Source organism: Kitasatospora acidiphila (genome assembly GCF_006636205.1).
In the GTDB taxonomy this organism is placed as follows: domain Bacteria; phylum Actinomycetota; class Actinomycetes; order Streptomycetales; family Streptomycetaceae; genus Kitasatospora; species Kitasatospora acidiphila.
The window spans coordinates 926,705-946,231 of sequence record NZ_VIGB01000003.1 but is presented as its reverse complement, the minus strand read 5'-3'; the positions used below and the strand labels follow the sequence as shown (position 1 = coordinate 946,231).

17 protein-coding genes are annotated in these 19,527 nt (G+C 71.1%); 7 read left to right on the top strand and 10 right to left on the bottom strand.

Features of this window, described 5'->3' with window-relative positions; translation table 11 throughout:
• Window positions 1-277 precede the first annotated feature (277 nt).
• Genes E6W39_RS05130 through E6W39_RS05120 form a run of 3 tightly spaced genes read left to right on the top strand, consistent with a single transcriptional unit; the run spans window position 278 to window position 2,762 of the window.
• Window positions 278-1,168: a PfkB family carbohydrate kinase gene (locus tag E6W39_RS05130; RefSeq protein WP_181799108.1), complete on the top strand. Its 891-nt coding sequence runs from the start codon at window positions 278-280 to the stop codon at window positions 1,166-1,168.
• Entirely contained in the window at window positions 1,165-1,878 is a 714-nt protein-coding gene (locus E6W39_RS05125) for an HAD family hydrolase (RefSeq protein WP_181799107.1), read from the top strand. The genes E6W39_RS05130 and E6W39_RS05125 overlap by 4 nt, the downstream gene beginning before the upstream one ends.
• Window positions 1,875-2,762 (top strand): glycosyltransferase, encoded by an 888-nt coding sequence (locus tag E6W39_RS05120; RefSeq protein WP_141632468.1) that lies wholly within the window; start codon window positions 1,875-1,877, stop codon window positions 2,760-2,762. Before E6W39_RS05125 ends, E6W39_RS05120 begins: the two co-directional genes overlap by 4 nt.
• A gap of 31 nt (window positions 2,763-2,793) precedes the next feature.
• Here E6W39_RS05120 and E6W39_RS05115 read toward each other — a convergent pair whose 3' ends face one another.
• From E6W39_RS05115 to E6W39_RS05095, 5 genes are all read right to left on the bottom strand, one after another.
• Complete coding sequence (locus tag E6W39_RS05115; protein ID WP_181799106.1) at window positions 2,794-5,274, bottom strand: ATP-binding protein; 2,481 nt, start codon at window positions 5,272-5,274, stop codon at window positions 2,794-2,796.
• 320 nt (window positions 5,275-5,594) lie between these two features.
• Window positions 5,595-5,915: a carboxymuconolactone decarboxylase family protein gene (locus E6W39_RS05110; RefSeq protein WP_141632466.1), complete on the bottom strand. Its 321-nt coding sequence runs from the start codon at window positions 5,913-5,915 to the stop codon at window positions 5,595-5,597.
• A gap of 236 nt (window positions 5,916-6,151) precedes the next feature.
• Window positions 6,152-7,123: a trypsin-like serine peptidase gene (locus E6W39_RS05105; protein ID WP_228717977.1), complete on the bottom strand. Its 972-nt coding sequence runs from the start codon at window positions 7,121-7,123 to the stop codon at window positions 6,152-6,154.
• A gap of 162 nt (window positions 7,124-7,285) precedes the next feature.
• The gene (locus E6W39_RS39090) at window positions 7,286-7,444 is read right to left on the bottom strand and encodes a hypothetical protein (protein ID WP_181799105.1); all 159 of its coding nucleotides are present in this window, start codon (window positions 7,442-7,444) and stop codon (window positions 7,286-7,288) included.
• 495 nt (window positions 7,445-7,939) lie between these two features.
• Window positions 7,940-8,851 carry a LysR family transcriptional regulator gene (locus tag E6W39_RS05095; RefSeq protein ID WP_141632464.1) on the bottom strand — a complete coding sequence of 304 codons (912 nt, stop codon included), beginning with the start codon at window positions 8,849-8,851 and terminating at the stop codon, window positions 7,940-7,942.
• 111 nt (window positions 8,852-8,962) lie between these two features.
• Here E6W39_RS05095 and E6W39_RS05090 point away from each other — a divergent pair, with 111 nt between their 5' ends.
• Window positions 8,963-10,006, top strand: coding sequence for a zinc-dependent alcohol dehydrogenase family protein (locus tag E6W39_RS05090; RefSeq protein ID WP_141632463.1), 1,044 nt, complete (start codon window positions 8,963-8,965; stop codon window positions 10,004-10,006).
• Window positions 10,007-10,125: 119 nt separating this feature from the next.
• Window positions 10,126-10,854, top strand: coding sequence for a hypothetical protein (locus E6W39_RS05085; RefSeq protein ID WP_141632462.1), 729 nt, complete (start codon window positions 10,126-10,128; stop codon window positions 10,852-10,854).
• A gap of 433 nt (window positions 10,855-11,287) precedes the next feature.
• Here E6W39_RS05085 and E6W39_RS05080 read toward each other — a convergent pair whose 3' ends face one another.
• From E6W39_RS05080 to E6W39_RS05070, 3 genes are all read right to left on the bottom strand, one after another.
• Window positions 11,288-12,103 carry a hypothetical protein gene (locus E6W39_RS05080; RefSeq protein ID WP_181799104.1) on the bottom strand — a complete coding sequence of 272 codons (816 nt, stop codon included), beginning with the start codon at window positions 12,101-12,103 and terminating at the stop codon, window positions 11,288-11,290.
• A gap of 220 nt (window positions 12,104-12,323) precedes the next feature.
• Window positions 12,324-13,109 carry an alpha/beta fold hydrolase gene (locus E6W39_RS05075; protein WP_141632460.1) on the bottom strand — a complete coding sequence of 262 codons (786 nt, stop codon included), beginning with the start codon at window positions 13,107-13,109 and terminating at the stop codon, window positions 12,324-12,326.
• Window positions 13,110-13,179: 70 nt separating this feature from the next.
• Window positions 13,180-13,824 carry a dihydrofolate reductase family protein gene (locus E6W39_RS05070; protein WP_141637555.1) on the bottom strand — a complete coding sequence of 215 codons (645 nt, stop codon included), beginning with the start codon at window positions 13,822-13,824 and terminating at the stop codon, window positions 13,180-13,182.
• A gap of 475 nt (window positions 13,825-14,299) precedes the next feature.
• On the opposite strand from E6W39_RS05070, the gene E6W39_RS05065 reads away from it, so the two are divergent.
• Window positions 14,300-15,736 carry a GuaB1 family IMP dehydrogenase-related protein gene (locus E6W39_RS05065; protein WP_141632459.1) on the top strand — a complete coding sequence of 479 codons (1,437 nt, stop codon included), beginning with the start codon at window positions 14,300-14,302 and terminating at the stop codon, window positions 15,734-15,736.
• 49 nt (window positions 15,737-15,785) lie between these two features.
• Here E6W39_RS05065 and E6W39_RS05060 read toward each other — a convergent pair whose 3' ends face one another.
• Window positions 15,786-17,417, bottom strand: coding sequence for a cellulose binding domain-containing protein (locus E6W39_RS05060; RefSeq protein WP_141632458.1), 1,632 nt, complete (start codon window positions 17,415-17,417; stop codon window positions 15,786-15,788).
• A gap of 166 nt (window positions 17,418-17,583) precedes the next feature.
• Window positions 17,584-18,438, bottom strand: coding sequence for an NAD-dependent epimerase/dehydratase family protein (locus E6W39_RS05055; protein ID WP_141632457.1), 855 nt, complete (start codon window positions 18,436-18,438; stop codon window positions 17,584-17,586).
• Between the two features lie 175 nt (window positions 18,439-18,613).
• Between E6W39_RS05055 and E6W39_RS05050 the strand changes: the two genes are divergently transcribed.
• Window positions 18,614-19,468 carry a helix-turn-helix transcriptional regulator gene (locus tag E6W39_RS05050; RefSeq protein WP_141632456.1) on the top strand — a complete coding sequence of 285 codons (855 nt, stop codon included), beginning with the start codon at window positions 18,614-18,616 and terminating at the stop codon, window positions 19,466-19,468.
• Window positions 19,469-19,527: the final 59 nt, after the last annotated feature.

The following is a 19,527-nucleotide window of genomic DNA, read 5'->3' as shown; positions in this document are numbered from 1 at the left end:
CACGCGCCTCCGTCGAGCGGCCGGGTGGCCGCACGGCCACTGGTTCGTGCACGGATCCGAAATGCCCAGGGGCCCATCATCACGGAGCCCGCCCGGGGCCGCCATTCACGGTTCGTCAACATGCCCTCGATCGGCGTAGGGGGCAGTGCGGGTACGGGCATGCGGTGGTGTTCTGGAAGCGGTGATCGTCCCGGTAGCGGTGATCGTCTTGGAGTCGGCGCCGGCGACGGGCCGGCGCGAGAGTCGAGGAGCGATGGACCGCGAGAGTCGAGGAGTGATGGACGAAGACCTCCGCCTCGCCGGTGCGACGGCTCCCTGCGGCCGGCCGCGGGTGGCCGTGGTGGGACACGTCGAATGGACGACGATCGCCGGTCTCGACCAACTGCCCACCGCCGGCGAGGTGATCCATGCGGAACCGCTCTGGCAGGGCCCCGCAGGCGGCGGCGCGGTCGCGGCCGTCCGGCTCGCCGAACTGGCAGGCGACTGCGCCTTCTTCACCGCCCTCGGCGACGACCGAGCCGGGCGCCGCTCGCGAACCGAGCTCGAACGCCGAGGTGTGCGGGTGCTGGCCGCCTCCCGGGCCGACCCGACCCGTGAGGCGGTGAGCCTGGTCGACCGCTCCGGCGAGCGCACCACCATCACCCTGGGGAGGCGGCTGCAACCCGCTGCGGCGGATCCTCTCGACTGGGATCAGCTGACCTCCTACGAGGCGGTGTTCTTCACCGCAGGGGACGCCGCCCTGCTGCGCCGGGCCCGACGGGCCGGGGTGCTGGTGGTGACGGCGCGCGAGTTCGGCACCGTGCTGGACTCCGGCGTCAGGGTCGACGCGCTGGTGGGCAGCGGCTGCGACCCGGCCGAGAGCTGCGACCTCGCACTGCTGCGAACGCTGCCCGACCTGGTGGTCAGCACCGAAGGCCGCCGCGGCGGCGTGTTCACCCGCTGCGGCCAGGCCCCGCGCCGCTACCGGCCCGCCCGGGCGCCGGGGCCCCTGGTGGACACCTACGGGGTCGGGGACAACTTCGCAGCCGTCCTCACCTATGCGCTCGCCGCCGGGGCGACCACGGCCGATGCGCTGGCCCTCGCCGCCCGGCACGGCGCGGCCTGCACCGCGCGGCGGGGCCCGTTCACGGTCGAGCCAGCGCCGCGCCGACGGGCGGCCCGGGTGTGAAGCGGCTCCTGGTGCTGTGGGACATCGACGGCACGCTGATCGACGACGGCGGCCTCTGCCAGGTGATCTACCCGCGCGCCTTCGAACGGCTCACCGGCCGGCCCGCCCGCCACCCGGTCGCCATCGCGGGCCGCACCGAACTGGACATCATGGCCGAGCTGTTCGCCCGGCACGGCGTCAGCCCGGTCGTGCAGAGCCTGGTCACCGCCGAGCTGGCCGCCCAACTGCGGCGGCTGGCCTCTGAGTTCCGGGCCGCCGGACGGGTCCTGCCCGGTGCCGTCGAGGCGCTGCGGGCGATGGCGGAGCAGCGGGAGGTGGCGCAGTCCGTCCTGACCGGGAACCTGAAGCCCAACGCCATCCTGAAGCTGCGGCTGTTCGGGCTGGCGGAGTTCCTGGACCTCGGCGTCGGCGGCTACGGCGACGACGCACACGACCGGGCAGCCCTCGTCCCGGTGGCCCGGCGGCGCGCCGCGGCCGCGTACGGGCACGACTTCGACGCCGACAGCACCGTCCTGATCGGCGACACCCCGCGCGACGTGCGGGCGGCACGCATCGGCGGCGCCCGGGTGATCGCCGTCGCCTCGGGTGCGAGCAGCGCCGCCGTGCTGACGGACGCGGGGGCCGATGCGGTGCTGGCCGATCTGCGCGACACCGCCGCGCTGCTCCGCACCGTCCAGGCGCTGCGCCCGGCCGCACGGAGCAGCGGATGAGCGACCAGGTCCATCCGGTGAGCCTGGTCTCGGTCGTCATGCCCGCGCGCAACGCCGAGGCGACGATCGCCACGCAGCTGGCGGCCCTGGGCTGCCAGACCTACCCGGGCGCTTGGGAGGTCATCGCCGTCGAGAACGGATCGAGCGACGGCACCCGCGCGCTGCTGCGGTCCTGGCAGCAGCGGATGCCGCAGCTGAGGGTGGTCGACGCCGCCGACGGCTGCGGTGTCAACCGCGCGCGCAACATCGGCTGCCACCACGCGCGCGGCGAATTCGTGCTCTGCTGCGACGCGGACGACGTGGTGGCCCCCGGCTGGATGGCGGGCCTGGTCGACGTCCTGGGCACCACGCCCGCCGTCGGGGGCGCGCTCGAACGCCGCAAGCTCAACGCCCGGGTGGCCCTCGCCGCGCGCCCGCCGAAGGAGTCCGATGCGCTACTCGACACCTTCGCCTTCCTGCCCTACCCGGCGGGTGCCAACTGCGGCTTCCACAAGGAGCTCTGGCGCCGCCTGGGCGGCTTCGACGAGAGCTACCGCTACGGCAGCGACGACGTCGAGTTCTTCTGGCGCGCCCAACTGGCCGGCCACCGGCTGGCTTTCGCACCCGGCGCCGTCGTGCACTACCGACTCCGCGCCGAACCACGAGCGATCGAACGCCAGTTGTACCGCTACGGCCGCTCGCACCCCCAGCTCTACCGGGACTTCGCCGACCATGGCATGCCCCCCTCCCGGCTACCGGAGGCCGCCGCGGCCTGGGGGAGCCTCCTGATCCGCCTGCCCGACCTGGTCGGCCCCGCCGACCGCCGCGCCGCCCTGCTGGCCCAACTCGCCATGCGCACCGGCCGGATCGTGGGCAGCGCCAGATACCGGCGGTGCTATCTGTAGCGCTGCCTGCTGCTCAGAGCCGCTGGCCTGCTCAGACGACGATCCGAGCGTCGGCGCTCATGCCCATCTCGGCTCGGATCGCGCGCACTTGCTCGAGTTGAGCGTCGGCGAACGCCGGATCGGTGGCCCGGTGCAACTCGGCCAGCTCGCTGCGGGAGATCTCCTCATCACGCCGGACGCCGTAGCGGATGGCCAACTCCAGCGCGGTGCGCAGGATCTCGTCGGTTTCGCTGTCATCCCCGGACTTGCGGAGCGCCACCGCATACCGGTTGAGAACGGTGGTCCTGGTCTCCGGATGCTCGGCGACGGGCGTCAGGTCCAGGGCGGCGAGGAAGATGGCGCGATCCTCAGCCATGCCGTGGTCGCCCGGCCGGTACAGCGCCCAACCGCTCAGGCTCAGGGCTTCGACGACGCTGTCACCGTGGCGGTGCGCGGCGTCGGCGGAGGTGCGAAAGGCGGTCGCCGCCTCGGCGAAGCGCCCGACGCCCGCCAGGGCTCTGCCCAGATGGGAGCGGGCGCGGGCGTCCTGGCCCACGATGCCGCGGGCCACGACGATGTCCAGGATCTCTTCCAGCATGGGCAGCGCCTCAGCATAGCGACCGAGATCCAGCAGGCTGTTGCCGATGTTCCCGAGGGGCTTGTAGAGCTCGTCGGTGCGGCCGGAGGAGCGATACAGCTCCACGGACCGCCGATAGTGCTCGACGGCTTCGCGCAGGTTGCCCAGCGAGTTGTACGCGTTGCCGACGAGATTCTCCGCGGCGGCCTCGGCGTCGACGTCGCCCAGCTCGTGGAAGAGCGTCCGTGCCACCGTCAGCTCCTCGATGGCGCTGCCTCGGCCGGTGCGCCAACTCGCGGTCCCGATGCACTTGGCCATGTGGGCGCGGGCGCGCGCGTCCTGGAGCGCGTGGGCTGCGGCGTCCGCGAGCCGGTTCGCCGCATCCCAGTCGTCCATGTATCCGCGGGTGCAGAGGAACCACCACAGCGCCTGGGGGAGTCGCCAAGCGTGCTGGTTCCGGCCGGTCCGGGCGGCCAGTTCGATCGCCGCGCACAGGCTGGGCCTTTCGTCCTCCAGCCACGCCATCGCCTCGGCGAAGCCGGCCAACGGCGGACCGGATCGCGGCGGCCACGCCACCGGCGGGTGGGTGACCGCGGTTCCGGGCGCTAGGCATTCCGCGGCGCGGATGGCCAGATGCAGGTAGTAGTCCAAGCCGCGCTCCACAGCTCGGTCGTGCTCCTCGGCCCGGCCGACCGCGACCGCCCGGGAGTGGGCGGCCACCAGGTCGTGCATGCGGTAGCGGCCCGGCAGATGCTGCTGCACCAGGTGGACGTCGACAAGGTCCTCGATCAGCGCCTCCGCCTCGGAAGCCGCCAGATCCGCGACCGCGGCGGCGACGAAGACGTCGAAGTCGGGCCCTGGAACAGCGGCCAGCGCGCGGAACAGGCTCTGCGTGTCGGCGGCGAGGTGACGGTAGGACAGGTCAACGGTGTGGTGGACGGCATCGCTGCCGAGCTTCTGCAGTCCGCCGTCGCGCAGCCTGGAGTCCAGATCGGCCACCGTCCACAACGGCCGGCTCCGCAAGCGCGCGGCGGACAACGCCACCGCCAGTGGCAGACCGCCGCACCTCGCCGCGACCGAGCGCGCCGCCTCCGGCTCGGCGGCGACACGCCCGTCCCCGGCGATCCGAGCCAGCAGCCCGACCGCCTCCGCCGCGCTGAACGGCTCGACCACGTATCGCCCGGCCCCGTCCAGCCGGAGCAGGCAGCGGCGGCTCGTGATCAGCACCCGGCACGCCGGGCCTGCCGGAATCAAGTCCCGCACCTGGTCCTCGTCAGCGGCGTTGTCGAGCAGGATCAGCATCCTGCGGTCGTGCACCCGGTCGCGGAACATCGCCGCGCGCTCGCCCGGATCGGCCGGGATCTGCGTGGCCGGGACCTCCAGGGCCCGCAGGAACGACTCCAGGACCGTCGCCGCGTCGGTCGGCCGGTCCACCGGATCGAAGCCGCGCAGGTTCACGTACAACTGGCCGTCCGGATACCAGCCGTCGCGGACCAAAGCGTGCGCGGCGTGGACGGCCAGCTGGGTCTTCCCCACTCCGGCCATGCCCTCGACCACTGCGACGGCTGTCGCCGGCACACTCGGCGCGACACGTGGTGTCAGCGCCGCCACCAACTCGGCGAGCAGCCGCTCATGCCCGACGAAGGTCGACAAGTCGTGCGGCAACTGCCGGAACACGCCGGTCGGTCCGCCGGACTTCGCATCGGCATGCACCCGCACGCACGCCTCGCGCCAGCGGGCCACCTCTGACTCCGCAACGCCCAGAGACCGGACGATCGCGACGACCAGATCGAGGTCCAGTCGGCGGCGTCCGACCTTGAACAGGTCACTGACCGTCGAGTACGCCACCACGCGCGGCGGCCGCATGAGCGGGCCGACGCGCTTGGCGATGGTCCGGTAGGAAGGGCGGCCGGCGTTGATCCGCGCCTCGTCCAGCAGCCGCACGAATTCCGACACATCCCGAGCCCGTGAGGGATCGGGCATGGCGAACTGGCTCACGTCAGACCCCCGTCATCCCGTGCAGTTGCCGCTCACCCTAGCCGGGGGTGACCGGACTTGTCCGGGAAACGGGCTTCCAGCCGTGCTGGCAGGCAGAGTTGGCCAGGGACACGCACCAAGAGAGACGGATGATCCGGACGCGCACCGCCACCCGCCTCGGCGCGCGGCTTCGGTGCCCAGCAGGTACCCCGCCATTCCGAGATCGTGTGGGCTGCCGGTGCCGTCCGCTGACTCCGGTCATCCTCAAGCGCCGTGCCGGGTGGGGATGGTTCCAGTGGCTACCCTCCCGCCTCGGCCTCGGCCACGGCTATGGCGAATCCGAGCGCATCGGCGATGCGGGTCGCCGCCGACATCACCCGAGCCGTGCCGACGATCGGCGCGATGGCCACGAGGACGTCCTGCACCTGGTCGGCGGTGAGGCCGGACTCCACGGCGGCGCCGATGTGGGCGAGGTACGAGACCTCCGGCGCGTCCATGGCGACGAGAGCCGCGATCCGGGTGAGGACGAGATTGCCCGCCGGCAAGCCGCACCGTTCGACCGAGTCGAGGGTCATGGCAGCGAGGGTGTCGAGGACGGGGGTTTCGGACGCTGTCGTCATCGAATTCATCTCCTGGAGATGTCGAGAATCGATGCAGCCGTTGGGAAAACAGGTCTTGCCACGTCGATTTCCTCTCTTCGACGATATACCCCGTTCCAAGAACCGGCCGTAGTTCCTGGAGTTCTGCCGCTACCTGAGCTCACTGCACCCCGCATGCGAGATGCGGTGCCGTTGGTAGAGCACGGGTCCTGCCCGGCCGGGAGAAGGCGCCGGCCGGGCAGGGACTGGGCAAGAGGTCAGGCCGGTCGCGTCTGCGCCCAGTCGTAGAGGCGGTGGGCGCTGTCGCCCAGGCGGGTGGCGTAGAGCGTGTTGGCCTGGCCGCCCGCGAGGTCGCCGCTGGTGGTGGTGACGCCGACGACGGTGCCGACGCCGGTCCGGGTGTCGAACCGTGCGAGGTGGGGACCACCGCTCGCCCCGTGTGACATGTCGCAGGGCTCACCCCACAGGAGGGGGGCTTTGGGGCCGGGCTGGGCCGGTCCGGCGCAGTGGATCATGCGTGATCCGTTGTACTTGGCGCTGGGGTTGTTGAGTTGGTCCTTCGGGTACCCGAAGGTGTGGATGAACTCGTCCTCGACGGGCTTGGTGAACGCGATCCGCTGGCTTCCCGTGACCTCCGCGATCCGCCGTCCCTGGGCAGAACGGTTCGCTACCAGGATTCCGGTGTCGTAACCGGCGACAGCGACATCGCTCGAGGTCGTCTTGCTCGGATCGGCGTCCCAACGGGAGGACGTGGCCGCGTTCTTGATGCTGAAGCCGCCGAGCGGTTTCGTGCCGTTGCGGTAGCCGGGCACGAAATAGAGGTTGTGGTTCCACGTCTTGTCGATGGCGGGAGCCCCGACGCCCCGCAGACAGTGCGCTGCCGTGATGATGGTGCTGCGGTTCGCGCTGTTGACGACCGTTGCGGTGCAACTGCCGTCGTAGCCGTCGGAGAAGGTGAAGAAGAGACGGCCGACGCTCTCGTTCACCGCGCCGCCGTGCGTCCAAACGGCCCCGGGATCAAGCGTGTTCGGGGGAAGCGGGCGCGGATCGTCAGGCGTGTTGTCGTCCCCGGGCACGGGGGTGGCCTCAGGGACCAAGGCACCCGCCAGCTTCATCCGCGCGGGCGTCCAGTAGGCATCGATCCGGCTGCGCTCCTGGTCGGTCGTGGCGCCGGAATGCGTGGTGATGGACTCCGGTTCCGCAGCGAAGGCCGCGGTCGGCAGCAGCACTGCCGCCGTGGTCGCACCCAGCAGGAGGGCTCCCGCAGCGGCGAGGTTGCGGGGGAACGTTCGGTGTCCGGCTGACATCGTTGCCATTCTTGGTGGGGTCCAGTCCGTTTCGAGGGATGGTTGCGGTCAAGCGGTGGGTGAGGCCGAGGAGTTACGCACGCCTCAGCCGACGCTCCAGGCGCTTTCGGCGGCCTTGTACAGCGGCTTGGTGATCGCGGAGGTGAACTGCGGGCCGACCAGGTGCCGGGCGCAGGAGGCGGTGCCGGCGTCGCAGACCCGGCCCGACGAGTCGAAGAAGGCGCCCTGGGTGTTGTCGCCCACGACGGTGCCGATCCCAAAGGACGGGTCGAAGTCGGCGACACGGGGACCGCCACTGGAGCCGCCGCCCATCACACAGGGGGCGCCGCCTGCTGCTGCGCGGCCGTGACCGCCTCCGGATGGACGGCCACCTGGCGTGCGGCGGCCCCGTCCTCGGGTGCGGCCCCTGCGGGTGCAGCGAGCGCGAGGCCTGCGGCCAACGCCACTGCGGTCAGGGCGACTTGGGTGCGCGCTCGGCTGCGGGTCCGGTTGTGGGGAACGTGAGTTGGGCGGTAGGTATGCGGCATGTGCGGCACTGTAGTGACAGGGTGTCAGAATCCTGTTTGCAGAGCGTTGCACCCTTTCATCGGTAGCAGCAGATTGCTGTAAAGGGCGTTTCATTCTCGTATCGATGGTCGTACTGCTCGAGCCAGCGCGCGCGGGCGTGGTGCCCGGCCCGGCACGGAAGAGGCGGGCCAGGTGGCGGGGGCTGATGGCCGAGCAGGGGAATCGCTCGCCTCACGCTGGTCCCTTCAGGAGCGTGTGCAGCGTGTTGAGGCAGGCGGCGATCGCGGGTTCGTGTGCCGTGTCGTGGCGGATGGCGATCTCGATCGTGCGGGCGAGGGTGCCGTCCGTCACCGGTCGCGCGATCAGTGCGGGCGGTAGGTGGGTGGCGGCCATGCGGGGGATCAGGGCCGTGTGGCCGGCGCTTTCGGCGAGAGCGATCATGGCGGAGAAGTCGGTGCAGATGTTCCTCACCTCGGGAGTGAACCCGGCTGACCGGCAGGCTTGGAGGACGGCATCTCCGCATGCGGTCTGCGCCGGGGCGGTGATCCACAGTGTGTCTGCCAGCTCCCGCAGTTCGATGGGAGCGTGGGCCGACCGGGCTGCCGGGTGGTCGCAGGGCAGGATGGCGACAAGGGGGTCAGCTCGCAGTGTCCGGGTCTCCACGCCCGAGGGTGGGGGCGTGGCCAGGTTGTCGTACCGGTAGGTGAGGGCGAGGTCGGCACGGCGCTGGAGCAGCAGCCGTACAGCGGCGTCGGGTTCGGCCTCGGTGATGTGGAGCTGCACATCCGGACAGGTCTCTTCCAGAGCCTTGCCGAGAGGGGCGGCCAGGGGAACGAGGGCGCTGGGGAAGCAGGCGAGACGGAGGGGGCCTGCGGGGCTTTCGGCTTCGGTGTGCAGGCGGATGCGGGCATGTTCGAGAGCGGCGAGCACGTGCTCGGTGTCCATGCTCAGCCGACGACCCGCGGCCGTGAGGTGGATGGAACGGCCTGTGCGCTCCAGGAGGCGGATGCGGGTCTCCTCTTCCAGCAGCCGCAGTTGCTGCGAGACCGCGGAGGGAGTGACGCCATGGAGATCGGCCACGGCAGTTACCGTGCCGTGCACCTCCAGGTCACGGAGGAGAACGAGTCGTCGGACATCGAGCATTAGCCCACCTTAAAGGTGTGTTGTAGAAGATGTAGCTGGACACGAGAACACCTGCACGGTGACCCTGGCTGCTGACAGCCCCACGTCTTTGAGTAGTGCCAGGAGTGTTCTGTGCGTGCCACCGTGATCCACGGCCCCAACGACATCCGGATCGAGGAGGTGCCCGACCCGGTGGTCCGGCGGCCGACCGACGCCGTAGTGCGGGTGGTCAACGCCTGTATCTGCGGCAGTGACCTGTGGGCCTATCGCGGCGTCGCCGCCCGGGAGGCGGGGCAGCGGATCGGGCACGAGTTCCTCGGCATCGTCGAGGAGGTCGGCTCCGAGGTGACCGGTTTCACCCGTGGCGACTTCGTGGTGGCGCCCTTCGTCTGGTCGGACGGTACCTGCGACTTCTGCCGCGAGGGCCTGCACACCTCCTGCCCCGAGGGCGGTTTTTGGGGTGAGGTCGGCTCGGACGGCGGTCAGGGCGAGGCCGTCCGCGTGCCGTTCGCCGACGGCACCCTGGTCAAGCTGCCCAGGGAGGCGGCCGGCGAGGAGAAGTTGCTGCCCGGCCTGCTCGCCCTCTCGGATGTCATGAGCACCGGCCACCACGCCGCGGTCGCCGCCAAGGTCCGGCCGGGTGCCACGGTCGCCGTGGTCGGCGACGGCGCGGTCGGCCTGTGCGGGGTACTCGCCGCGCAGCGGCTCGGCGCCGGCCGGATCATCGCGCTCGGCCGGCACGAGCAGCGCACCGCGATCGCCCGCAGGTTCGGCGCCACCGATGTGGTCGCCGAGCGTGGTGAGGCCGCGATCGAGGCGGTCAAGGAGCTGACCGGCGGTCGGGGCGCGCACGCCGTCCTGGAGGCCGTCGGCACCGAGGAGTCCATCCGCACCGCCATCTCGATCGCCCGCGACGGCGGCACGGTCGGTTACGTCGGCGTCCCGCACGGTGGCAGCGCCGGTGTCGACATCGCCCAGATGTTCAACCGGAACGTGGCGCTGGCCGGCGGTGTCGCTCCGGCCCGTGCGTACATCCCCGAGCTGCTACCGGACGTGCTGTCCGGCGCCATCGACCCCGGTCTGGTCTTCGACCGCACCGTCGGCCTCGCCGGTGTCCCGGACGGCTACCGCGCCATGCACGACCGCTCGGCCCTCAAGGTCCGCATCGCCTTCTGATGCTCCGCCCAGCCGCAGAACACAGTCCCGCTCATCTGCTTCTTGCGCACCTCGCCAGCGGACTACAGTGCGGACCTGGAGGCCCGCAGGCCGTACACGGAAGTTCAGGGGGACCGGGGATGTCTGCATCGGACTGGACCACGCTCGCCGTCGCGCTCGTCGGCGTAGGTGGCACCTTGTGCGCCACGCTGCTCACGCAGCGTGCCCATGGTGCCGAGGTCGCAGAGCAGAACCGTCGGGCCGAGCGAGAACGCGCTGAGGACCAGCGCCGGCGCGACACCGAGCGCGAGGCGGAGCAACGCGAACGGGCCCTGCAAATGAAGCGCGAGATCTACGCCGCGCTCAACGCGGCCGCCCGGGCCTACCGGGTGGCCGCCCGCGACGCGGTGCTCGCTCTGGAACGCGGTGAGAGCGTCGACTCGGCGCGCCTGGACGGTGCACGGGACGAGTGGAACGACCAGTACGCGCAGGCCCAGATGGTGATCCCGAAGCTGGTCCTCGACATCGCCTCCGAGCTCAACGCCGCCCTTGGGCTCGGCTACCGGATCGTCAAAGACCTACCCGGCAGCCCGGACCCCGAAGTCGCATACGATCGGGCGAAGAACTGGTTCGACGACTCGCTGTCCGACGGCGTCTACCTGTTGCGGCTCGCGTTCCGGCACGATCTTGGAGTCCAGATCGTCGATGAGGGCCTGAAGGGTCTGCGCGGAAAACTGGCCGAACTGGACGCAGCGTACAGCCGCGTCTCCGGCGAACTCTCCCGAGAGCACGGCTCCGCCTGGTCGTCTCTGCCGGTTCAGGTCAACGGCCCGACCACCGTCGAGGAGACGGAGCGAGCCGGCAGTTGAGGAGCTCCAACGGGGCGTTCCGGCCCTGGTTTCGGAGATCGGGTACCGCCAGGTCCGGGTGACTTACTTGGCATCACGTGACCACCGGACAGTTCCCCTGAACGACGCCGCCCTGGTACCTGGGGCTGTACGAGCCGGTTGTCGTTGAGGCACTGGCAGCGCTCCCGACTCGTCGTGGCTCTTTCAACGCTTCGGGGCTCGCCTCGGCGCTGGGACTGCGACCGATGAGCGACTCCTTCTTCGCGGAAGTCTTAGGAACACGCAGGGCGGTGAACAGCGGAAGCGGCAACGTGACCGTCAACTATGTGACTTCGTGCAGCGGAGGCCGCCCGCGGCGCACCTGACGGTCCGCCATCACCATCGCCAGCGGCGCCGTGGTCGGCGCCGCTGCCTGGCTTGCCTCGCAGCGGACCTTCGAGGAACGCAGGGTGTGTCATCTGCCGGCTGTCCCGAGCCCGCCGCCCTCGTGGGAGCGGCGTAGGGCTTCGGCCGCAGCCTTGCGGCCGGCGGCCTGGAAGATCATCTCGTTGGAGTCCACCGCGCTCCACCGCGCGTCGTGCAAGCGGACACGGAAGGCTCGGACGGGTAGCCGACCGTCACCCGCAGCATAGAGCTCCTCCCGCAGACCACGCTCGAACGCCTCGGCGAGATCCAGGGGCAGACGTTCCTCGGAGAGTTCCAGGGCGAACTCGAACAGCAGCTCCCCGTCGGCGGGCAGCGGCTCGAAGTCGGCGGTGGCGATCGCGAAGTGTCCGCACACGGTGGGCTTGACCAGGCGAACGTGCACGTCCCGGATGGCCGACACCTCGCCGGTTGCATGCTGCCGCGCGCCGGGTCGGCCGACGACCAGCCGACGTGGGCCCGATCCGTCATGGAAGCAGTCGGAGAACTCGCGGACCGCTTGCTGCCCGGCCGCTGCGAACCCGGTCTCCGTCGACTGCCCCTCACGCCAGTGCGCCCGGCGTAGCCGGACCCGCAGTGCGTAGGGCAGAACGCCGTGATAGGACCAGGCCCGCAGTCGGGCGAGCACCCCCTCGCCGAAGGCGGCTCCGAGTTCCGCAGGCAGTTCGGTGTCGGGTACCTCGTTCACGAACTCGAACGGCGGGGCCGGGTCCCGGCCGAGTGGGAGGGCCTCGAAGTCGGCCGCGGCGAAGGCGTAGGGGCGCACTCCACCCTGACTGGAAAGGTAGGCCTGAACGTCTCTGACCGGACGGTCGAGTTGCTGGGGGTAGTCACGGACTCCTGGCATGCCGTGATGGTAGATCAGCGCCATCGGCTCTCGTCCGGCCACCACGGCGAGAGTGCTGCCTGCCTGCCTGCCTGCACCGCAGTCGCCGCGTCCGGGGTCGGGGCCGGTGACGCCCGATTTCACGGTCGAGCTGCGGTCGGACGCGAGGGGAGTCAACGACGATCCGCGCGTGACAGCCGGACCGCCGGCGGCCACTCGAATGGCAGGCCCGGGCGGGCGATCAGCCGAAGAACTCCGCCAGTAGTGGCGCCAGCGCCGCGGGCCGTTGGAGCACCGCGTGGTCCTCTCCAGCCAGGGCTTCGAGTCGGGCGCCCGGTACCGCTGCCGCGACCGCCTTCGTCGCTGCCGCCAGGCCCGGCTCGGTGCGGTCGCCGTAGACCGCCAGCAGCGGCACACCGATTCCGGCGATCCGTTCGACCGGCATCGGCCGCCAGGGCTGCATGACCAGTACGTCGTACGGCAGGCTCGGTGCCTGTCCGACCAGGAACGGCCAGACCTCCCCGGCCCGCATCCCGGCGATCCCCTCGGCCGGGACGCCGATCACCTCCGCCATGAACAGCTCCACGGCACCGGGACCGTCTCCGGCGGCTACCAGGGACTTGAGCCGCTCATTGACATCAGTCCGGGAGGTCGGCAGGTTGTCGTCCACGCGGTAGGGCGGCTCGTACACGGCGAGCCGGTCGATCGGCAGCCCGCGCACGACCGCCTCCATCGCGAGGGCGGCGCCAGAGGAATGGCCGAACACCGAGGCGTGGCCGCCGAAGTACTCGACGACCGCCGCCAGGTCGGCGATCTCGTTGGCGACCAGGTAGTCGTCGCTCTTGTCGTCGCTCGCGCTCCGGCCGCGTCGGTCATAGGTCACCACGCGGAAGCCGGTTGCGAGTTCGGCGGCGAGCCCGGCCACGGTCGAGCGGTCGTTGAAGGCGCCGCCGATCAGGATCAGCGGGGTGCCCTGGCCGGTCGTGTCGACGGCGAGTGTGGTGCCGTCCTTGGAAGTGATGTTCATGGTCCTGTCCTGTCGGTCTTCGGAATGCACCGGGTGCGGGCCGGCTCGTCGTCGCCGGTTCCGGTGATCGCTACGGCCGGGTGAAGGTCATGTGCGTGACACCGCTCGGAGTGGTCACGGATTCGATGTGGAACCGCTGCTCCATCCCCTCGAGGTCGTCCCACAACCGCGTGCCGCGGCCGAGGACGATCGGGACGACGACGATGTGCAGGTGATCGATGAGGTCTTCCGCGAGGAACGCGCGGATCGTGGACGGCCCGCCGCCGATCCGCACGTCCAGGCCGCCCGAGGCCTCGCGTGCCTGACGGAGCGCCTCCTGCGGGCTGGCGTCGATGAAGTGGAACGTGGTGCCCCCTGCCATCTCCACCGAGGGGCGGGGGTGGTGGGTCAGGACGAACACCGGCGTGTGGAACGGCGGATCGGCTCCCCACCACCCGGACCACCCGTGGTCCTCCCACGGACCGTGCTGCGGCCCGAACTTGCCGCGTCCCATGATCTCTGCGCCGACGCCCGCGTTCCAGGTGCGGGCGACGGCGTCGTCGACACCGGCACTGCCACCGGCGCCGCCGCGCATGTCCTGGAAGGTCCGGGTCTGGAAGAACCACTCGTGGAGCCGTCCGCCGGCGTGGCCGAACGGCGCGTCGAGACTTTGCCCTTCACCTGTGCCGAAGCCGTCGATGGATACGGAGAAGTTGTGGACCCTCACACGGGACATGGCGCGGTCTCCTGACCTCGAAACGATGCGGTTGCGGATTGCGGCTGCGGGCCGATGGGGCACTGCATCCCGTCCTCCTCGTGGTTCGCGAGCCCGGCTGGGCCCCTTCACCCCTCGGTCGGAGCCGACACCGCCGTCTTGACATCTCCCGCCCGAATCTTCCGAAGAAGACCAGTAGGGCGATTCGACACCTGCAGCGGTGTGAGGCACGACTGGCCCGTCAGCGGGTCCCAGGGGTGCGTTGATTCGCACGCGGGGCGGCCACGGCCCCTGGCTCCTTGTGGCTTCCTACAGGACTGCGTGGGTAAGGCCTGGGCATCCCTGTGTGGATCTTCAACGTTTGCGTGTGAACTGGCTTTCGACCCGGGTATGGATGAGACTCGACGGTTGGGTGCCGGGCGCCCGTGAGCGCCCGGCGGCAGAGCCGCAACAGCGCCCCAGGTGTACCTTCCGCCTACTCGGAGAGCCCTCTTCCATGCGCTTCCTGAACGACCTCAAGCCCTCGCACGACCTGACGTACGACGACGTCTTCATGGTCCCCAGCCGCTCTGCGGTGAGGTCCCGGCAGGGGGTGGATCTGGCTTCGCACGATGGGACGGGGACCACGATTCCGCTGGTGGTGGCCAATATGACCGCCATTGCGGGGCGGCGGATGGCCGAGACGGTGGCCCGGCGGGGTGGGCTGGTGGCGATTCCGCAGGATCTGCCGACCGAGGTGATCGCGGAGGTCATCGGGTGGGTGAAGCAGCGGCACCTGGTGTTCGACACGCCGGTCACGCTGACCCCGGGGGCCACCGTGGCGGATGCGCTGGCGCTGCTGCCCAAGCGGGCGCACGGGGCGCTGGTGGTGGTCGAGGACGGCAGGCCGGTCGGCGTGGTGACCGAGGGTGACTGCCAGGGGGTGGACCGGTTCACCAGCCTGTCCGAGGTGATGTCGCGCGACCTGACGGTGCTCGAGGAGAGCGTGGACCCGCGCGCTGCCTTCGAGGCGCTCGGCGAGGGCCACCGCAAGCTGGCTCCGGTGGTGGACGGGGACGGGCAGCTGGTCGGGATCCTGACCCGCAAGGGTGCGCTGCGTGCCACCCTCTACACCCCGGCCGTGGACGCGGCCGGCAAGCTGCGGATCGCCGCCACCGTCGGGATCAACGGCGATGTGGCCGGCAAGGCCAAGGCGCTGATCGAGGCGGGTGCGGACGTGCTGGTGGTGGACACCGCGCACGGGCACCAGGAGACGATGATCAACGCGCTGCGCTCGGTGCGGGCGCTGGACCCGCAGGTGCCGATCGTGGCCGGCAACGTGGTGTCGGCGGCAGGTGTGCGCGACCTGGTCGAGGCGGGCGCGGACATCCTCAAGGTCGGCGTCGGCCCGGGCGCGATGTGCACCACCCGTATGATGACCGGCGTCGGTCGGCCGCAGTTCTCCGCGGTGCTGGAGTGCGCCGACGAGGCGCGCAAGCTCGGCAAGCACGTCTGGGCGGACGGCGGGGTGCGGCACCCGCGTGACGTGGCGATGGCGCTGGCCGCCGGCGCCTCCAATGTGATGATCGGCTCCTGGTTCGCCGGGACCTACGAGTCGCCGGGCGACCTGCAGACCGCGCCCGACGGCCGGCAGTACAAGGAGAGCTTCGGCATGGCCTCGGCCCGCGCGGTGCGCAACCGGACGGCCGACGAGTCCGCCTACGACCGGGCGCGCAAGGCGCTCTTCGAGGAGGGCATCTCCACCTCGCGGATGTTCCTCGACCCGGCCCGCCCGGGCGTCGAGGACCTGATCGACTCGATCGTGGCCGGTGTGCGCAGCTCCTGCACCTACGCCGGTGCCGGATCCCTCGAGGAGTTCCACGAGAAGGCGATCATCGGCGTGCAGAGCGCGGCCGGCTACGCCGAGGGCAAGCCGCTGCACTCCAGCTGGTGAGACGGGGTCGGCCCCGGCGAAGAGCCGGGGCCGACCGGCGAAGCGGGCCTCAACCGGTGTAGCCCGCCCACAGCTTGGAGAACTGGTACGGCGTCTGCGGGATGTTGGTGCACTTGAACAGCGCACCGGTGCAGGCGTTGCCGTCCCGGGTGACCTCCCAGAAGGAGAGCTCGCCGAGGTGGTTCTGCTGCGCGAAGGTCAGCAGCTGCTGTGCGTCGGCGGTGCCGAACACCTCGTCCGCGTTGTCGTTCTGGCCCAGCATCGGGGTGACACCGACCATCGCCCAGGTCTGCGCAGTGGTCAGGGCCGGCCAGACCCGGGCGATCTGGGCCCGGGCCGACTGGGCCGACTGGATCGCGTAACTACCCATCTGGCCAGCCGGGTTGGGGGCCTCGGTGTCGCCGAAGTCCATTGCCATCACATTGACCGCGTCCACCGCCACGCCGGCCGCCTTGGCGGACTGCAGCACGTAGACACCGTCGCTGGTCAGGCCGCTGGGCAGGACCGGCAGGGTCAATGAGACCTTGAGGTCGCGGCCCTTGGCCCGCTGGGCGGCCTGCACGGCGGCGATCGCGGCCGAGCGGCGGTCGATCGAGGCATGGTCGGACACCGCCGCGCCCTCGATGTCGAAGTCGATCCGGTCCAACCCGTAGGCGTCGACGACCTTCTGGTACTGGGCGGTCAGGCTCGCCACATCGGTGCAGGACTGGGCCAGTTCGGTGCCGTTGGCGCCGCCGAAGGACGGGCGGATGTCGCCGCCGGTGGCCCGGAAGGCGTCGAAGTCGGCCTTGTCCCAGGCGGTTCCGGGATCGTAGGCGTTGAACCAGCTGGCCGTGCAGGCGCTGGTGCCGTTGACGATGAAGCCCAGCGAGAACTGCTTGAGGCCGGTGGTGGCCGCGATCTGGGTGAGGCTGGGCGTCGGGTAGGCGCCCAGGTCGACGAAGGGCGCGGCCACGCCGGCCGTGCTGCCGCTGCCGGCCACCCCGGTGACGGCGGCGGACTGCGCGGACTCGTTGCCGGCCGCGTCATAGGCGGTGACGGTGAAGGTGTGGCTGCTGCCCGCCAGCAACCCGTACACCGTGGCGCCGGTGCCCGTCGTGGTCGACGCGACCACGGCGCTGCCCTCGTGGACCCGGTAGCCGGCCACTGCGACGTTGTCGGTCGAGGGCTGCCAGCTCAAGGTGACGGCACCCGGGCCGGTGGCGGAGACCGTGACGCCGGTCGGCACGCTGGGCGGGGTGGTGTCCACCGGGCCGCCGGCACAGGGCTGGTTGTTGATCAGGCAGTTGACCGGCAGCGCGGGGGTGCCGCTGCCGCTCACGTCCATTCCGACCACGGGTGCCGAGGCGCCCGGGGCGAGCGGCGAGGCCCAACTCGGCGAGGTGATGGTGTAGTGGCCGTTGCTGCTGGTCAGCGTGCCGTTCCAGGCGCTGCCGCCGATGCTCTCACCGCTTGGCAGGTCGAAGGTGATGGACCAGGAATTCACCGTGGTGTTGGTGTGGTTGGTGACGGTGAAGTCCAACTCGAAGCCGCTCGACCAGCTTTGCGGCGACGAGGCGGTGGCGACCAGCCCGGAGACGCCGGCGTCGGCCTGGGCGGCGGCTGCCGGCAGGGAGAGCGGCAGTACGGCTCCGGCCAGCAGGGCGGTGGTCACGAAGGCGGGCAGGGTGACGCGCCTCATGGGCGGGTCCTCCTCGGGGCGGGGCAGGGCACGGGGGTGCGCTGCCGGGGACGGTGGGGGCGTGCCGGCGACAGCACCACATTGGTCGAGACCAATGTGGTGAGTCAATAAGGCGATCCTTAAGCAGGCCTGATTTCCCGTCACCGCGCCCGACAGCGTGGCAGGTTCAGAGCGCCCCGGCGTCCTGGGCCGTCCAGACCGACGGGAAGAGCGGGCGCCAGCCGAGCTCCGCCCGGATCCGGGCGGTAGAGACCAAGCCGTGCCACGGGTCCTCGTCCACCCGGCCGGCCGTGTCCGCCGGCAGCGGCACGCCGTGCAGCTGGTGCAGCTCGACGGCCGAAATCGGCGCGTCGCCCATCACGTTGTAGGCCCGGCCGGCCGCACCCGGCGTGCTCAGCGCCCGCCAGAGCGCCAGGCTCGCATCGGCGTGGTGCACCACGGCCAGCCGCTTGTGCGCCGGCCAGCTCGCCACCCGCTGCACCACGTCCCGCAGGTGGCTGTCGCCCTCGCCGTAGACGAAGGCCAGCCGCACCATGGTCAGGCCCAACGCTGGGTCCAACTCCCGCATCGCCAGCTCGGCCTGCGCCTTGGACACGGCGTAGGCGCCGAACAGCGGACCGGGCGCCAGCTCGTCATCCTCGTGTGCGGGCCGGCCCAGGCCCCCGGCGTACACCAGGTTGGTGCTGGTCTGCACGAACCGGGTCACCCCCGCCGCCAGCGCCTGCCGGGCCAGCTCCACGGCCGCGTCACGGTTCACCTCGAAGGCTTCCTCGTCCGGCACATCACGGAAGGCGGCGGCCACGTTCACCACCGAGTCGGCCCCGACCAGCGCCTTCGCCCGGTCGTCGGCGTCCCGCAGGTCGCCCTCCACCACCTCGACGCCCAGCCGGGCCAGCGCCTCGGCCCGGGCGGCGTCGCGCACCAGGACCCGCACCGTGTCGGTGCCGGCCCAGTGCACCAGCCGCGGCACGAACCGCTGACCGACCTGACCCGTCGCACCGGTCACCAGAATCCTCGCCATGGTCTCTCCCTGAATCGTCGTCCGGCGCCGTCCGCCGGGCTCGACAACCAGCCTGCCGACGCCGCCCGGGGAGCGGGAGAGACCTCTTGAGCAGCGGCTTGCCCAACCAGGGACTGGCAATCCCTGGATAGACCCGCCCTGGATCAGCCGGCCGGCCGACCGGCATCCTGGGATCATGACGGACCGCACGGAACTCGCCGACTTCCTCAGCCGCTGCCGCGCCCGGCTGGCGCCCGCCGACGTGGGGCTGCCGCCCGGCGCCCGGCGCCGCACCCCCGGACTGCGCCGCGAGGAGGTGGCCCAACTGGCCGGCCTCTCGGTGGACTACTACGCCCGCCTGGAGCAGGCCCGCGGCCCGCAGCCCTCACCGCAGCTGCTCGTCTCGCTGGCCCGCGCGCTGCGGCTCACCGAGGACGAGCGCAACCACCTGTTCCACCTGGCCGGCCATGAACCGCCCCGCACCCGGCGCACGCTGACCCACCTCCAGCCGGCCCTGCTGCTGATCCTGGACCGCCTGCACGACACCCCGGCGCAGGTGGTCTCCAAGCTCGGCGATGTGCTGGCGCAGAACCGGATGGCGATCGCGCTGCTCGGCGACCGCTCCCAACTGCCGCCGCGTGAACGCAGCGTGATGTGGGCGTGGTTCACCGACCCGGCCAGCCGCGAGCGGTTCCCGGCGGCCGAGCACGAGGAGCTGGCCCGCAGCCATGTGGCCAACCTGCGGGCGGTGCGCGCGGCTCAGCCGGACGACGCCGAGGCCGCCGAACTGGTCGACGAACTGCTGGCCACCAGCGAGGAGTTCGCCGAGCTGTGGGCCCGGCACGACGTGGCCACCCGGCGCAGCGGGCGCAAGACCGTGCTGCACCCGGTGGTCGGGCCGATCGAAGTGGACTGCGAGGTGTTGTGCGGCGCTCGGGACGGCCAACTGCTTCTGGTCTACACGGCCCGACCGGGCAGCGAGTCGGCCGGCCGCATGGAACTGCTGCGGGTGCTGGGCTCGCAGCAGATGACGGAGACTCCCAGTAGGTGACCTGGGCAGCAGGTGACCAGGTCAGTAGGTGCCGTGGGCAGCAGGTGGGGTGAAGCGGA

Coding starts and splice junctions, on each gene's coding strand:
- E6W39_RS05070 (WP_141637555.1), bottom strand. CDS start 13,824: ATGTCCCGTGTGAGGGTCCACAACTTCTCCGTATCCATCGACGGCTTC.
- E6W39_RS05060 (WP_141632458.1), bottom strand. CDS start 17,417: ATGAGGCGCGTCACCCTGCCCGCCTTCGTGACCACCGCCCTGCTGGCC.
- E6W39_RS05095 (WP_141632464.1), bottom strand. CDS start 8,851: ATGCTCGATGTCCGACGACTCGTTCTCCTCCGTGACCTGGAGGTGCAC.
- E6W39_RS05050 (WP_141632456.1), top strand. CDS start 18,614: ATGACGGACCGCACGGAACTCGCCGACTTCCTCAGCCGCTGCCGCGCC.
- E6W39_RS05075 (WP_141632460.1), bottom strand. CDS start 13,109: ATGAACATCACTTCCAAGGACGGCACCACACTCGCCGTCGACACGACC.
- E6W39_RS05130 (WP_181799108.1), top strand. CDS start 278: ATGGACGAAGACCTCCGCCTCGCCGGTGCGACGGCTCCCTGCGGCCGG.
- E6W39_RS05110 (WP_141632466.1), bottom strand. CDS start 5,915: ATGACGACAGCGTCCGAAACCCCCGTCCTCGACACCCTCGCTGCCATG.
- E6W39_RS05055 (WP_141632457.1), bottom strand. CDS start 18,438: ATGGCGAGGATTCTGGTGACCGGTGCGACGGGTCAGGTCGGTCAGCGG.
- E6W39_RS05080 (WP_181799104.1), bottom strand. CDS start 12,103: ATGCCAGGAGTCCGTGACTACCCCCAGCAACTCGACCGTCCGGTCAGA.
- E6W39_RS05065 (WP_141632459.1), top strand. CDS start 14,300: ATGCGCTTCCTGAACGACCTCAAGCCCTCGCACGACCTGACGTACGAC.
- E6W39_RS05120 (WP_141632468.1), top strand. CDS start 1,875: ATGAGCGACCAGGTCCATCCGGTGAGCCTGGTCTCGGTCGTCATGCCC.
- E6W39_RS05085 (WP_141632462.1), top strand. CDS start 10,126: ATGTCTGCATCGGACTGGACCACGCTCGCCGTCGCGCTCGTCGGCGTA.